Genomic DNA, 14,074 nt, shown 5'->3' on the forward strand with positions numbered 1-14,074 from the left:
AGGCCGACGTTAGGCTTTGACGATTTCGCACAGGGAACACTTGGTTTCCTGCATCTGGGTCACCGGGTCGTACCCGTAGGTCAATGCGGTGTTGGCGGACTCACCCACCACGTAAGGCTTGGTGCTGACGCCACCGGACTCGGGGTATTGCAGCTCCTCACCTTCGAACACACCGGCGAAGTGGTAGGGCATAAAGGTCTCGCCCACCGTCACACGCTCAGTGACCATCGCCTTCATGCCGATAACTGCGCCTTCCGGCGACTTCAGCTTGACGTTGTCGCCATCACGGATGCCACGGTCGGCGGCGTCCGCGGGGTGGATCTCGACGAACATCTCCTGCTGCAGTTCGGCCAGCCAGGGGTTGGAACGGGTCTCTTCACCGCCCCCTTCGTACTCCACCAGACGACCGGAAGTGACCACCAGCGGGAACTTCTTGTCCAGGTTGTCGCTGATCACCCGGTCCTGGATGGACTTGAACAGGGTGGGCAGACGGTGCACCTGCATGTCGTCGTGGGTCGGGTACTTGGCGATGAGATCGCGACGCGGGGTGTACAGCGGCTCACGGTGAACCGGTACCTCATCCGGGAAGGTCCACACCTTGCAGCGGGCCTTGGCGTTACCGAAGGGGATACAGCCGTGGGCCATGGCGACGCGCTGGATCCCGCCGGACAGGTCGGTCTTCCAGTTCTTGCCTTCGGCAGCGGCTTTCTCTTCGGCGGTCAGCTCGTCCCACCAGCCCAGCTGCTTGAGCAGCTTGTGGTCGAACTCGGGGTGACCGTCGCCGATCTCGTTGCCCTTGGAGCCGGGATCTTCGGCCAGGATGTTGACGCCGTTGTGCTCGACACCGAAGCGGGCACGGAAGTTACCGCCCCCCTCCATGACGTGTTTGGAGGTGTCGTACAGGATGTGGGTACCGGGGTGCTTGAGCTCCGGGGTGCCCCAGCAGGGCCACGGCAGACCGTAGGTCTCGCCCTTCACCTCGCCGCCCGGGGCCTTGAGGTCTTCCCAGCTGAACAGGTGCCAGTTTTCCTGGTGCTGCTTCAGACGCTCCGGGGACTGACCGGTGTAACCGATGGTCCACATGCCGCGGTTGAACTCGCGGGTGATGTCTTCCACCAGCGGCTCGTCGTTGTTGACCTGGATGTGCTTGAACATCTCGTCGGCCATGCCCACCTTCTTGGCGATCTTGTACATGATCACGTGGTCCGGCAGGGACTCGAACATCGGCTCAATCACCTGGGAACGCCACTGCAGGGAGCGGTTGGAGGCGGAGATGGAACCGTAGGTTTCGAACTGGGTCGCGGCGGGCAGCAGGTAGACGCCGTCCTTACGCTGGTGCATCACACCGGCCATGGTCGGGTAGGGGTCGACCACCACCACGGTGTCCATCTTGTTCAGCGCTTCACGCACTTCGCGGCCACGGGTCTCGGTGTTGACGGACTGGCCCCAGAAGAAAGCCAGGCGCACGTTGTCCTTCTGACCGATCTTGGCTTTGTCCTCCAGCACGCCGTCGTGCCAGCGGGAGCAGGGGATGCCGGGGGTGTTCATCGGCACCTTGCCCAGGTGGGAACCCTGGTCGAAGCGGCCCTTCACCCAGTCAAACTCCAGGTCCCATACGTTGGACCAGTGCTTCCAGGCGCCTTCGGACAGGCCGTAGTAACCGGGCAGGTTGTCGAACAGCAGGCCGAAGTCGGTGGCGCCCTGAACGTTGTCGTGGCCACGGAAGATGTTGGCACCGCCACCGGAAACGCCCATGTTGCCCAGGGCCAGCTGCAGGATGCAGTAAGCACGGGTGTTGGCGTTACCCACGGTGTGCTGGGTCCCACCCATACACCAGACGATGGTGCCCGGACGGTGCTCGGCCAGGGTCTTGGCCACGCGGCGCATCTGCTCCGGGGAAACGGAGGTCAGGTCCTGCACCTCTTCTGGGTGGTACTTCTTCACTTCCTCACGGATGGCGTCCATACCGTAGGTGCGACGGCGGATGAAGTCTTTGTCTTCCCAACCGTTTTCGAAGATGTGCCAGAGCAGGCCGTAGATGAAGGGGATGTCGGTACCGGGTCGGATATGCACGTACTCGTCGGCGTGGGCCGCAGTACGGGTGAAGCGAGGATCGACCACGATCATCTTGGCGCCGCGCTCTTTACCGGTGAGCACGTGGGACATGGCAACCGGGTGCGCTTCGGCGGCGTTGGAGCCGATAAAGAGCATCGCCTTACAGTTGTGCATGTCGTTGTAGGAGTTGGTCTGGGCGCCGTAGCCCCAGGTGTTGGCCACACCGGCTACGGTGGTGGAGTGACAGATCCGGGCGGAGTGGTCGACGTTGTTGGTGCCCCACATGGCCGCGAACTTACGGTACAGGTAGGCCTGTTCGTTGGAGAACTTGGCGCTGCCCATAAAGTAGACGGAATCCGGACCGGACTCCTGGCGGATCTTCAGCATCTGGTCGCCGATCTCGTTGATCGCCTGGTCCCAGGTCAGCTTCTTCCACTTGCCGCCTTCCAGCTTCATCGGGTACTTCACCCGCTTCTCACTGTGGCCGTGGTGACGGATGGACGCGCCCTTGGCACAGTGGCCACCGCGGTTGATGGGGTGGTCGAAGGCCGGCTCCTGGCCAGTCCAGACACCGTTCTGTACTTCGGCGTAGATGCCACAGCCCACGGAGCAGTGGGAACAGATGGTCTTCACGCGCTCAACGGGACCCTCGGCGCTGACGGCCTTGGCTTCGGCCTTGCGGACCATGCCGGCACCCAGCATGGAGGCAGCGGCGATCCCACCGGTGGTAACACCGGCGTTTTTCAGGAACTGGCGACGGTTCATGCCCAGGGAGCCGGAGTCCTGGATACCATTGCCTTTGCGAGTCAGTTTCATGGTGTTCTCCTCAATTACTGGCCGCGGGCGACGTCGTAGTAGCGACGCACGTGGTCGGTCTCGCGGTACCCCTGGGTTTTGTTCTCGGTCAGGGTTTCACCGCTGGGTGCGGCCATTACCGAGGGGGCGGCCAGGGCCGCACCGGCGGCGGCACTGCCGGTCGCCAGGGTCTTGAGGAATTGGCGTCGAGCCAAAGGCTTTTCGGTTTTCATAAGCTTCCTTATTTCTGTGTACCAGGCCCGGCCCGCTCACCCCGGTGGGACGAATTTGGCCACGGCCTGCCCGTACAGTCGTGTCAATCGACGGATGCATCATGACGTGACGCCGCAGAAGATATCTTGATCTGGCGCAAGTCGAAATTTCCCTGTTTTCGTGATGCAGCACGTGGTTTTCCCGTCTTTTGTAAAAACCGGGTTAGGGGTGAGTCATTGTGTCGCAGTGGACATGCTTCAAATTGCGGCGGGGGTTCGGGGAAGGGATTTACCGTTTTTTGCTTTCCTTGCCCAGATTGGTAAACCAAGGACGAGAAAATACCCGTTTTGTGATCCAGATCAACTTCCTGCTGGGAACAAAAAAGCCCCGCGATTGCGGGGCTTAGAGTCAAATAAGAGGCATTATCAGTTGGCCGGTAAGGCCAGGGTTTTTAACGCTCTTACTCCTTGTACTTGAGCTCGCCGTTGGCCTTGATCTCGTCGTACCACACATTGTGGTGCTGTTTGGCCCAGTTCTCGTCGCAGTAACCGGACACCATGCACTCCATGCCGCCCTCGGACATGACGGTGGCCATGAAGATGTGGACGATGGAGAAGGCACAGATGATGATCGCCGCCGCGCCGTGGATGATCAGCGACAGCAGGCTCAGGCTGCGGGAGGGCTCGACGTACTCCGGGAACAGCAGGATCACGCCGGATGCGGAGATCACGCCACCGAACAGGGCGAAAGCCCAGAACCACAACTTCTCACCGGCGTTGGCGAAGCCCGCGTCCGGGTGCTTGCCCTTGAAGGGCCCGAAGTTGATGTAACCGCCCACCACCATAAACCAGGCGATGTCGTACTTGGCGGGGATCTGGTTCTTGGCCCACTTCACGGTCATCAGCAACCACCCCAGCATAAAGGGGATTGCCATGTAGTCGTGCACCGGCTTGGCGATGGCCGCCATGGTGGCGAACGCCTGCTGGCCCAGGTAGGGCTCGATGATCAGGCGTCCCGCCAGCAACGTCAGGCCAGTGAGGATCAGCAGCAGGCAGGGGATGGCCCCCAGCCAGTGGATCGCCACGTCCGCCTTGGACCAGCGGTACACCATTTTGCCGGAGAAACCGTCGTGCAGCTTGGAGATCCCGTTCACCGCGATAAAGGCGGCAAAGGCCGCGATCATGCCAAACAGCGCCAGGGCCAGGCCCGGGGCCAGGATGTCGCTGCGCAGGGGCAGCAGTCGCTCATCCTGGGGGTTGATCAGCTGAGCGTGGAACTCGGATTCGGACACGGTGCGGCCCTCGGCGCCCTGCTGGATCGCCTGCCACACCACCTCCGCTTCGTTCCCCGCCTGGGCCGCCACCATGCCGGCGTCACTGGCCAGGGCCAGGGAGGGCAGCAGGGCCAGCAGCACCAGCAGGGGTTTCAGCATCTTGGAAAACATCATTGCTCCTTAGACAGGGTCGGGGCGGCGTGCGCCCCGACCGGTCAGGCTTCAGCCCCAGGCACCGTCTTTGTGACCACGGTTGACCACACGCTCACGGTAGATGTCGGACACGGTGCCCGCATCGCCCGCCAGCAGGGCCTTGGTGGAACACAGCTCGGCGCACATCGGCAGCTTGCCTTCGGCGATGCGGTTGGCACCGTACAGGGCCTTCTCCTTGGCGGAGCCGGCCTCGACGGCCGGGCCACCGGCACAGAAGGTGCACTTGTCCATCTTGCCCTTGGAGCCGAACACCGCTTTTTTCGGGAACTGCGGGGCGCCAAAGGGGCAGGCGTACAGGCAGTAGCCACAGCCGATGCAGCGCTCTTTGTCGTGCAGCACGATGCCGTCTTCGGTCTTGCTGAACACATTGACCGGGCACACCTTCATGCAGGGGGCGTCGGCGCAGTGCATGCAAGCGACGGAGATGGAGGCTTCGCCGGGTTTACCATCGTTGATGGTGACCACGCGACGGCGCTGGATGCCCCACTCCAGGGCGGAATCGTTTTCGTTCTTACAGGCGGTGACGCAGCCGTTACACTCGATGCAGCGCTTGGTGTCACACATAAATTTCATGGTAGCCATGAGTCAGTTACTCCTTACGCTTTCTCGATCTGACACAGGGAAGACTTGGTTTCCTGCATCTGGGTGATCGGGTCGTAGCCGTAGGTCAGGGCGGTGTTGGCGGATTCGCCCACCACGTAGGGCTTGGTGCTGATGCCACCGGACTCCGGGTAATCCAGGTCGGCACCGTGCATCACACCGGCGAAGTGGTAGGGCATCCAGGTGACGCCGGGCTTGACCCGCTCGGTCACCATCGCCTGCACCTTGATGCGGCCGCCTTCGGCGCCCTCCAGCCAGACGTTGTCGCCGTCGCGCAGGCCGCGGTCGGCGGCGTCCACCGGGTTGATCTCGACGAACATCTCCTGCTGCAGTTCCGCCAGCCAGGGGTTGGAACGGGACTCTTCACCGCCCCCCTCGTACTCCACCAAGCGGCCGGAGGTCAGCACCAGCGGGTACTTCTTGTCCAGGTTGTCGCTGATCACCTTGTCCTGAATGGTCTTGTACAGGGTGGGCAGACGGTGAACCTGCATGTCGTCGTAGGTCGGGTACTTGGCGATGAGATCACGACGGGGGGTGTACAGCGGCTCGCGATGCACCGGCATGGGATCCGGGAAGGTCCACACCTTGCAGCGCGCCTTGGCGTTGCCGAAGGGGATGCAGCCGTGGGCCATGGCAACGCGCTGAATGCCGCCGGACAGGTCGGTCTTCCAGTTCTTGCCTTCGGCCTCGGCCTGCTCCTCGGCGGTCAGTTCGTTCCACCAGCCCAGCTGCTTGAGCATCTCGGCGGTGAACTCCGGGTGACCGTCCTTGAGCTCGTTACCCACGGGGAAGGAGCCTTCCGCCAGCAGGTTATCGCCCTGGTGCTCGACGCCGAAGCGGGCACGGAAGTTACCGCCCCCCTGCAGCACCGGCTTGGAGGTGTCGTACAGGATGTGGGTGCCCGGGTGCTTCTGCTCCGGGGTGCCCCAGCAGGGCCACGGCAGACCGTAGGTCTCGCCCTTGAACTCGCCGCCCGGGGCCTGGAGGTCCTCAACGCTGAAGGCGCCCCAGTTCATGGTGTGTGCCTTGATCCGCTCCGGGCCCTGACCGGACATGCCGATGGTCCACATGCCGCGGTTGATCTCCCGGGTGATGTCTTCCACCACGGGCTGGTTGCCCTTGACCTGGATCCGCTTGGTGAACTGCTCGGCGAAGCCCAGCTTCTTGGCCAGCAGGTACATGATCTCGATGTCGTTCTTGGAGTCGAACAGCGGCTCGACCACCTGCTCACGCCACTGCACGGAGCGGCCGGAGTTGGACAGGGAGCCGGTGGACTCGAACTGGGTGCAAGCGGGCAGCAGGTAGACGCCATCCTTGCGGCGGTGCATCACACCGGCCATGGTCGGGTAGGGATCGACCACCACCACGGTGTCCATCTTGTCCAGGGCGTCGCGCACGTCGCGCTGACGGGTCTCGGTGTTGACGGACTGACCCCAGAAGAAGCCCATGCGCACGTTGTCGCGCTGGGCCAGCTTCTGCTTGTCTTCCAGCACGCCGTCGTGCCAACGGGAGCAGGGCATGCCCGGGGTGTTCTGGGGCTTCTTGCCCAGGTACTCGCCCTGGTCGAAGCGACCGTTGACCCAGCTCTCCTCCAGATCCCAGACGTGGGACCAGTGCTTCCAGGCGGCGGTGGACAGGCCGTAGTAACCCGGCAGGGTGTCGAACAGCAGGCCCAGATCGGTGGCACCCTGAACGTTGTCGTGGCCACGGAAGATGTTGGTACCGCCACCGGACTGACCCATGTTGCCCAGGGCCAGCTGCAGCAGGCAGTAGGCACGGGTGTTGGCGTTACCCACGGTGTGCTGGGTGCCACCCATACACCAGACCACGGAACCGGGGCGGTTCTCGGCCATCATCTTGGCGGCGTTGTAGATCGCCTGCTCCTCGACGCCACACACCTCGGCGGCCTCGGCCAGCGGGAACTTGGCGGCTTCCTTGCGGATGTCCTCCATGCCCCAGACGCGCTGATCGATGAAGGTCTGGTCGTGCCAGCCGTTCTCGAAGATCACGTTCAGCATGCCGTAGATGAAGGGGATGTCGGTACCGGGGCGGATCCCAACGTGCAGGTCCGAGTGGGCCGCGGTGCGGGAGAAGCGCGGATCGATAACGATGATCTTGGCGCCGCGCTCCTTGGCGGTCAGGATGTGCTGCATGGAGACCGGGTGGGCCTCGGCGGGGTTGGAGCCGATGAAGAAGATCGCCTTGGCATGACGGATGTCATTGAAGGAGTTGGTCATCGCCCCGTAGCCCCAGGTGTTGGCCACACCGGCTACCGTGGTGGAGTGACAGATCCGGGCGGAGTGATCCACGTTGTTGGTGCCCCACATGGCCGCGAACTTGCGGTACATGTAGCAGCCCTCGTTGGAGAACTTGGCGGAGCCCATAAAGTAGATGGAGTCGGGACCGGACTGCTCGCGGATGGTCAGCATCTGGTTGCCCACCTCGTCGATCGCCTGCTCCCAGGTGATCTTCTTCCACTTGCCGCCTTCCAGCTTCATCGGGTATTTCACGCGCTTAGTGGAGTGGCCATGCTCACGCAGCGCGGCACCTTTGGCACAGTGCCCACCGCGGTTGAAGGGATGGTCGAAGGCCGGCTCCTGCCCAGTCCAGACACCGTTCTGGACCTCGGCGTACACACCACAGCCCACCGCACAGGCGGAACAGATGGTGCGCTTGATCTCGGTGGGGGCGTTGGGGTCCACCGCGGTGGCGGCTTGCGCCTTTTTGATCATGCCGGTGCCCAGCATGGAGGCGGCGGCGATCCCCCCGGTGGTGACACCGGCGTTTTTCAAAAATTGGCGGCGGTTCAGGCCCAGGGGCGCGTCGGCTTTCGGCGCCACCTGAGTCGTATTAGGCGTCAGTTTCATGATGCTCTCCGATCACAGGCCGCGGGCGGCGGCGTAGTAGTTGCGCACGTGCTCGGACTCTTGGTAGCCCTGGTGCTTGGAAGAGGCCTCGACCGGGGTCTGGGCCACGGCAGAAGGCACGGCGATCACGGCCGCACCGGCCGCGGTGCCGGTGGCCACCTGCTTGAGGAACTGGCGACGAGCCAGAGAGGGTTGCTGTTTCATAATCATCCTTAGTGGGTCATGACACTTGGCGCCAGAGGGCGCGCCGTTCACAAACGCGCGTAAGAATGACCGCTTGAGATGTTATTAACCTTGAACTGGCTCACGAAGAATTTTGTCGTCGAATGGGCACTTTTGTTGAACACCCCTCGCTGAAGTTACCATTTGGTAAAGAGTGCGACCTTTTGTCCCTTCGAAAAAACTTCGCCTCCCAGGGTCGTTTTACCGTGTAATTTGCACCGACTTTATCGATTTGCGACACCAAACATAAGCAAACCAACATTTTCGTCATTTTGAGAACTCACTCACGCCCTGGAATCCATTAAAAAACCCCGCCGAGGCGGGGTTTTGTCGTTGACCAAGGGGGCGTTGAGAACGCCTCCTATTTCAGCACTTATCCTTGCTTGTACTGGATGGTGCCATCGGCCTTTATTTCGTCGTACCAGACGTTGTGGTGCTGCTTGGCCCAGTTCTCGTCCACGTAGCCACTGGTCATCGCCGGGAAACCGCCTTCCGACAGCACCGTCGCCATAAAGATGTGCACCACGGTAAAGCCGGTGAGCACAATGGCGGAGATGCCGTGAATGAAGATGGCGGTCAGACTGGCGGTGCGGCTGGGATCCACCTGCTCCGGGAACAGCATCACGATGCCGGAGCCGATGATCGCCAGGCCGAAGATGGTGAAGGACCAGAACCACAACTTCTCACCGGCGTTGGAGAACCCGGAATCCGGATGCTTGCCCTTGAAGGGCCCGAAGTTCAGGTACCCCCCCACCACCAGGAACCACTTCAGGTCGTAGGCGGCCGGGATGTTGTGCTTCATCCAGCGGATCATGGCGAGGATCGCCCCCACGATAAAGGGGATCGCCATGTAGTCGTGGATCGGCTTGGCGATGGCCGCCAGCGCCCCCACCCCCTCCGGCCCCAGGAAGGAACCGAAGACAAAGCGTCCCGCCATCAGGGAGAGTCCCGTCAGGATCAGCAGGATGCAGGGGATGGCCATCAACCAGTGGATGAAGATGTCGGCCTTGGACCACCTGAGCACCTCGACCCCGGAGAACCCCTTCTCCAGTTTGGCGGCACCGTTGACCAGCACAAAGAGTGCGAAGATCACGATCATGCCAAACAGTGCCAGGGTCAGCACCTGAGACAACCAGCCGGCGCGGGCCTGGATCAGGTTGGGATCATAGGTGTTGATCAGGTTGTTGTGGAAACGGCTGTCCGAGGTGGTTCGCCCCGTCTCCCCGGCCTTGACCTCGCTCCACAGGGGATTGAGCTCACCGGAAGCGGCCGGGGTTTCCCCCGCCACCTCCGCGGCCTGGGCTGCCATCACCGACTGCACCAACTGGGCATCGGCCTCCGACGTCGCCTCGCTGGCCAGCGCGGGCACGGCAAAAGCCGTTGCCAGCACCAGCGTCGCCAGGGCGCGCCGGAGCGTTACTGAGAGTCTCATAACGCGTCCTCCTTGCTCAGCCATCCCAGCCGGCGTTTTCCGCACCGCGGATCGCCACACGCTGACGGAAGATCTCCGAGATCACCTCGGCGTCCCCGGCCAGCAGCGACTTGGTGGAGCACACCTCGGCGCAGAACGGCAGCTTGCCTTCGGCGATGCGGTTGGCCCCGTACAGGCGCGCCTCCTTCTCGGAACCCGGTTCGGCATCCGGACCACCGGCACAGTAGGTGCACTTGTCCATCTTGCCGCGGGCGCCAAAGGCGGTCTGTTTCGGGAACTGCGGCGCGCCAAAGGGGCAGGCGTACAGGCAGTAACCGCAACCGATGCACTTGTCCTTGCTGTGGCGGATGATGCCCTCTTCGGTCTGCTCGAAGCAGTCCGCCGGGCACACCGCCATGCAGGGGGCGTCGGAGCAATGCATGCAGGCCACGGAGATGGAGACCTCCTTGCCTACCACGCCGTCGTGCATGGTGACGACGCGGCGGCGTTGGATCCCCCACTCCAGGGCACTGTCGTTTTTACTCTTACAGGCGACGGTACAACCGTTGCATTCGATGCAGCGCTTGGTGTCGCACAGGAATTTCATCGTAGCCATAATGACTCCCGTCCTTAAGCCTTGCTGATCTGGCAGATCGACACCTTGGTCTCCTGCATCTGGGTGACGATGTCATAGCCGTAGGTCATCGCCGTGTTGGCCGACTCCCCTTGGATGTAGGGCACCGTTCCCTCCGGATAACCGGGGACCAGCGACTCGCCTTCGAAGATGCCGGCGAAGTGATAGGGCATGAAGCATTCGCCCGGGATCACCCGTTCGGTCACCATGGCGTGGATGTGCAGCTTGGGCCCTTCCGGCGAGTGCAGGATCACCGCATCGCCATCGCGGATGCCCCGATCCGACGCGTCGGCGGGGTTGATCTCGACGAACATGGTCTGCTGCAGTTCCGCCAGCCAGGGGTTGGAGCGGGTCTCCTCGCCGCCGCCCTCGTATTCCACCAGGCGCCCGGTGGTCACGATCATCGGGAACTTCTTGTCCAGATCCTCGGCGATCACCTTCTCCTGGATGGAGCGGTAGAGGGTGGGCAGACGCGCCACCTGGCGGTCTTCGTAGCTGGGGTACTTCTGCACCAGATCCCGACGCGGGGTGTAGAGCGGCTCGCGGTGAACCGGGATCTCATCCGGGAAGGTCCAGACCCGGCAGCGGGCCCGGGCGTTGCCGAACGGGATGCAGCCGTGGGCCATGGCGACGCGCTGGATCCCGCCGGACAGGTCGGTCTTCCAGTTGCGCCCCTCGGCGGCGGCCTTCTCCTCTTCGGTCAGGTCATCCCACCAGCCCAGCTGCTTGAGCATGTCGGAGGTGAATTCCGGATGCCCTTCGCCGATCTCGTTGCCCAGGGAACCGGCGTCGTCCGCCAGCAGGTTCTCACCCTCGTACTCCACACCGAAGCGGGCACGGAAGTTACCGCCCCCCTCCATCACGTGCTTGGAGGTGTCATAGAGGATGTGAGTGCCCGGGTGTTTGAGCTCCGGGGTGCCCCAGCAGGGCCACGGCAGGCCGTAGGTCTCGCCCTTGGCCGGGCCGCCCTTGGCTTGCAGGTCTTCGTACTCGAAGGTGCCCCAGTTTTCCTGGTGCAGCTTGAGCCGTTCGGGGGACTGACCGGTGTAGCCGATGGTCCACATGCCGCGGTTGTATTCGCGGGTGATGTCCTCGATCAGCGGCACGCTGCCGCGCACCTCGATGTTCTTGAACATCTGGTCGGCAAAACCCAGTTTCTTGGCCAGCAGGTACATGATCTCATGGTCCGGCTTGGACTCGAACACGGGTTCCACCACCTGGCTGCGCCACTGCAGCGAGCGGTTGGAGGCGGACACCGAGCCGTAGGTCTCGAACTGAGTCGCAGCGGGCAGCAGGAAGACGCCGTCCTTGCGGGTGTGCATCACACCGGCCATGGTCGGGTAGGGGTCGACCACCACCACGGCATCCATCTTGTTCAGCGCTTCACGCACTTCACGGCCCCGGGTTTCGGTGTTCACCGACTGGCCCAGGAAGAAGGACATCCGCACGTTGTCGCGCTGGCCGATCTTGTCCTTGTCCTCGCTCACGCCATCGTGCCAGCGGGAGCAGGGGATCCCCGGTGAGGTCATCGGCTGTTTGCCCAGGTAGGTGCCCTGGTCGAAGCGGGCTTTCACCCACTCGTACTCCAGCTCCCACACCCGCGACCAGTGCTGCCAGGCGCCTTCGGACAGGCCGTAGTAACCGGGCAGGTTGTCGAACAGCAGGCCGAAGTCGGTGGCGCCCTGCACGTTGTCGTGGCCACGGAAGATGTTGGCCCCGCCGCCGGAAACGCCCATGTTACCCAGGGCCAGCTGCAGGATGCAGTAGGCACGGGTGTTGGCGTTACCCACGGTGTGCTGGGTGCCGCCCATGCACCAGACGATGGTGCCGGGACGGTGCTCGGCCAGGGTCTTGGCCACGCGGTACATCTGCTTCTCGCCGGTGCCGCAGATGTTCTCCACCTCATCCGGCGGGTAGTTCTTCACCTGCTCGCGGATGGCGTCCAGACCCCACACCCGACGGGCGATGAAGTCCTTGTCCTCCCAACCGTTCTCGAAGATGTGCCAGAGCAGGCCGTAGACGAAGGGGATGTCGGTACCGGGTCGAATGTGCACGTACTCGTCGGCGTGGGCCGCAGTACGGGTGAAGCGGGGGTCGACCACGATCATCTTGGCGCCGCGCTCTTTACCGGTGAGCACGTGCTGCATGGCAACGGGGTGGGCTTCAGCGGCGTTGGAGCCGATGAAAATCATACTCTTACAATTGTGCATGTCGTTGTAAGAGTTGGTCATGGCGCCGTAGCCCCAGGTGTTGGCCACACCGGCTACCGTGGTGGAGTGACAGATCCGGGCGGAGTGGTCGATGTTGTTGGTGCCCCACATCGCCGCGAACTTACGATACAGATAGGACTGCTCGTTGTTGGTCTTGGCCGAGCCCATGAAGTAGATGGAATCGGGTCCGGACTCTTCGCGGATCTTGAGCATCAGATCGCCCACCTGCTCGATCGCCTGCTCCCAGCTCAACTTGGTCCACTTGCCTCCCTCCAGCTTCATCGGGTACTTGACCCGCTTTTCGCTGTGGGTGTGGTGCACCAGTGAGGCGCCCTTGGCACAGTGGCTGCCGCGGTTGATGGGGTGATCGAAGGCCGGCTCGTGCGCCACCCAGACACCGTTGCGCACTTCGGCGTAAACGCCGCATCCCACGGAGCAGTGGGAGCAGATGGTGCGCACCGTCTTGGTCTCACCGGAGCCACTGCCCTGGGCCGCTTCGGCCTTGCGGATCATCCCCTGCCCCAGCATGGAGGCGGCGGCGATCCCACCGGCGGTCACCCCGGCGTTTTTCAGGAACTGGCGCCGATTGAGCCCTAGCGACTTCTTCTCGCTGGCGACTTTATTGGCTTGTACTGAACGTGTGAGTTTCATCCTAAGCCTCCTTATTTGCGCAGCGTGGCGTAGTAGGTTAGGACATGGGGAGTTTCACGGTAGCCGGATGGCTTCGTGACAGGCGTGGCCTCAGGCTCGGACGTCTGGGCCTGAACCGCACCGCTGCTGAGGGCAGCAGCCCCCGCCCCAAGGCCCAGGGCCTTGAGCGCGCGGCGGCGGTCCAATCGGGTTTGCCGATCGTTCATAACACCTCCATGGTGTTGCTGGATTTAAGGTGGGGCGACAGCCCTCTGCCCCACCACCGGAACCTTTACCCATCCGGTCTGGCACACACCGGCTCAGCCGGTCTGCTGCACCTGCACATCCAGGATCAGGTTGCCAAACTCCACCTTCTCCGCAGCGAAGAACGCTTGCCCCAGCGCCGCCACAGCGACGTAGAAGGAGGCGTTCTTGGCCTTGGCCAGATCGGTAAAGAACTGGTCTACCCAGGGCTCCAGGTGACGCTGCCAGAAGGTGATCTGCTCCTGCTGTCTCGATTCGAGCAGCAGAAACGCCATCACCTCACAGAGCGCCCCCAGGTGGTCCTCGGGCTCTTTCACACTCTCTTCACGGGCAAAGCCCAGTCGCATCAGGTCCTGACGCAGCAGCGCCAGGGGCTGGTCCATCAGCGAGCCGGTCAGGTACCAGCTGGTGTAAGGGATCACTTCGCCGTGACCCAAGCCGATGAAGAGATTGAAAAACTCGTCGTCCAACTGGCTGTCCAGGTGAGTCTGGGCCGCCAGCTTGAGGCCGTGCCAGGCCTTGCCCATGTCGCTGTCGTTGTCCTCGTCCAGCTCCAGGTTGGCCAGAAACTGCATCAGCTCCGCGTTGGGCGCCTGGCGCAGCAACGCGGAGATCAGCTGGTAGATGTCAGCGCGAAGCTGCTGATGTTCGGTTACGACCCGGGTGGTTTGTTGTTCAGTCATCACT

11 protein-coding genes are annotated in these 14,074 nt (G+C 62.7%); all 11 read right to left on the minus strand.

Annotated elements, in window-relative coordinates; all coding sequences use genetic code 11:
• Nucleotides 1–9: 9 nt before the first annotated feature.
• The 11 genes from KUV81_RS14080 to KUV81_RS14130 all read right to left on the minus strand — a co-directional run bounded on the left by KUV81_RS14080 (nucleotide 10) and on the right by KUV81_RS14130 (nucleotide 14,070).
• Entirely contained in the window at nucleotides 10–2,871 is a 2,862-nt protein-coding gene (locus KUV81_RS14080) for a molybdopterin-dependent oxidoreductase (RefSeq protein WP_222544520.1), read from the minus strand.
• Between the two features lie 14 nt (nucleotides 2,872–2,885).
• Complete coding sequence (locus KUV81_RS14085) at nucleotides 2,886–3,083, minus strand: twin-arginine translocation signal domain-containing protein (protein WP_222544521.1); 198 nt, start codon at nucleotides 3,081–3,083, stop codon at nucleotides 2,886–2,888.
• Nucleotides 3,084–3,523: 440 nt separating this feature from the next.
• A complete protein-coding gene (locus KUV81_RS14090; RefSeq protein WP_222544522.1) occupies nucleotides 3,524–4,507 on the minus strand; it encodes a formate dehydrogenase subunit gamma in 984 nt (327 codons plus the stop codon).
• Between the two features lie 51 nt (nucleotides 4,508–4,558).
• Nucleotides 4,559–5,131 (minus strand): formate dehydrogenase FDH3 subunit beta, encoded by a 573-nt coding sequence (gene fdh3B / locus KUV81_RS14095; RefSeq protein WP_222544523.1) that lies wholly within the window; start codon nucleotides 5,129–5,131, stop codon nucleotides 4,559–4,561.
• A 14-nt stretch (nucleotides 5,132–5,145) separates the two neighbouring features.
• Nucleotides 5,146–8,016: a formate dehydrogenase subunit alpha gene (locus KUV81_RS14100; RefSeq protein ID WP_222544524.1), complete on the minus strand. Its 2,871-nt coding sequence runs from the start codon at nucleotides 8,014–8,016 to the stop codon at nucleotides 5,146–5,148.
• A gap of 12 nt (nucleotides 8,017–8,028) precedes the next feature.
• Nucleotides 8,029–8,220, minus strand: coding sequence for a twin-arginine translocation signal domain-containing protein (locus KUV81_RS14105; RefSeq protein ID WP_222544525.1), 192 nt, complete (start codon nucleotides 8,218–8,220; stop codon nucleotides 8,029–8,031).
• Between the two features lie 391 nt (nucleotides 8,221–8,611).
• A complete protein-coding gene (locus KUV81_RS14110; protein ID WP_261389409.1) occupies nucleotides 8,612–9,670 on the minus strand; it encodes a formate dehydrogenase subunit gamma in 1,059 nt (352 codons plus the stop codon).
• 16 nt (nucleotides 9,671–9,686) lie between these two features.
• A complete protein-coding gene (fdh3B, locus tag KUV81_RS14115) occupies nucleotides 9,687–10,265 on the minus strand; it encodes a formate dehydrogenase FDH3 subunit beta (protein ID WP_222544526.1) in 579 nt (192 codons plus the stop codon).
• 14 nt (nucleotides 10,266–10,279) lie between these two features.
• Nucleotides 10,280–13,144 carry a formate dehydrogenase subunit alpha gene (locus tag KUV81_RS14120; RefSeq protein ID WP_222544527.1) on the minus strand — a complete coding sequence of 955 codons (2,865 nt, stop codon included), beginning with the start codon at nucleotides 13,142–13,144 and terminating at the stop codon, nucleotides 10,280–10,282.
• Nucleotides 13,145–13,155: 11 nt separating this feature from the next.
• Nucleotides 13,156–13,350, minus strand: a complete 195-nt coding sequence (locus KUV81_RS14125; RefSeq protein WP_222544528.1) for a twin-arginine translocation signal domain-containing protein — start codon at nucleotides 13,348–13,350, stop codon at nucleotides 13,156–13,158.
• A 93-nt stretch (nucleotides 13,351–13,443) separates the two neighbouring features.
• Nucleotides 13,444–14,070, minus strand: a complete 627-nt coding sequence (locus KUV81_RS14130; RefSeq protein ID WP_222544529.1) for a molecular chaperone — start codon at nucleotides 14,068–14,070, stop codon at nucleotides 13,444–13,446.
• Between the last annotated feature and the right edge of the window lie 4 nt (nucleotides 14,071–14,074).

Source organism: Ferrimonas balearica, assembly GCF_019802085.1.
Classification (GTDB): domain Bacteria; phylum Pseudomonadota; class Gammaproteobacteria; order Enterobacterales; family Shewanellaceae; genus Ferrimonas; species Ferrimonas balearica_B.

What these genes read in the sequence shown, in the direction of transcription:
- KUV81_RS14080 (WP_222544520.1), bottom strand. Translation starts at nt 2,871, where the DNA reads ATGAAACTGACTCGCAAAGGCAATGGTATCCAGGACTCCGGCTCCCTG.
- KUV81_RS14085 (WP_222544521.1), bottom strand. Translation starts at nt 3,083, where the DNA reads ATGAAAACCGAAAAGCCTTTGGCTCGACGCCAATTCCTCAAGACCCTG.
- KUV81_RS14090 (WP_222544522.1), bottom strand. Translation starts at nt 4,507, where the DNA reads ATGTTTTCCAAGATGCTGAAACCCCTGCTGGTGCTGCTGGCCCTGCTG.
- fdh3B (WP_222544523.1), bottom strand. Translation starts at nt 5,131, where the DNA reads ATGGCTACCATGAAATTTATGTGTGACACCAAGCGCTGCATCGAGTGT.
- KUV81_RS14100 (WP_222544524.1), bottom strand. Translation starts at nt 8,016, where the DNA reads ATGAAACTGACGCCTAATACGACTCAGGTGGCGCCGAAAGCCGACGCG.
- KUV81_RS14105 (WP_222544525.1), bottom strand. Translation starts at nt 8,220, where the DNA reads ATGAAACAGCAACCCTCTCTGGCTCGTCGCCAGTTCCTCAAGCAGGTG.
- KUV81_RS14110 (WP_261389409.1), bottom strand. Translation starts at nt 9,670, where the DNA reads ATGAGACTCTCAGTAACGCTCCGGCGCGCCCTGGCGACGCTGGTGCTG.
- fdh3B (WP_222544526.1), bottom strand. Translation starts at nt 10,265, where the DNA reads ATGGCTACGATGAAATTCCTGTGCGACACCAAGCGCTGCATCGAATGC.
- KUV81_RS14120 (WP_222544527.1), bottom strand. Translation starts at nt 13,144, where the DNA reads ATGAAACTCACACGTTCAGTACAAGCCAATAAAGTCGCCAGCGAGAAG.
- KUV81_RS14125 (WP_222544528.1), bottom strand. Translation starts at nt 13,350, where the DNA reads ATGAACGATCGGCAAACCCGATTGGACCGCCGCCGCGCGCTCAAGGCC.
- KUV81_RS14130 (WP_222544529.1), bottom strand. Translation starts at nt 14,070, where the DNA reads ATGACTGAACAACAAACCACCCGGGTCGTAACCGAACATCAGCAGCTT.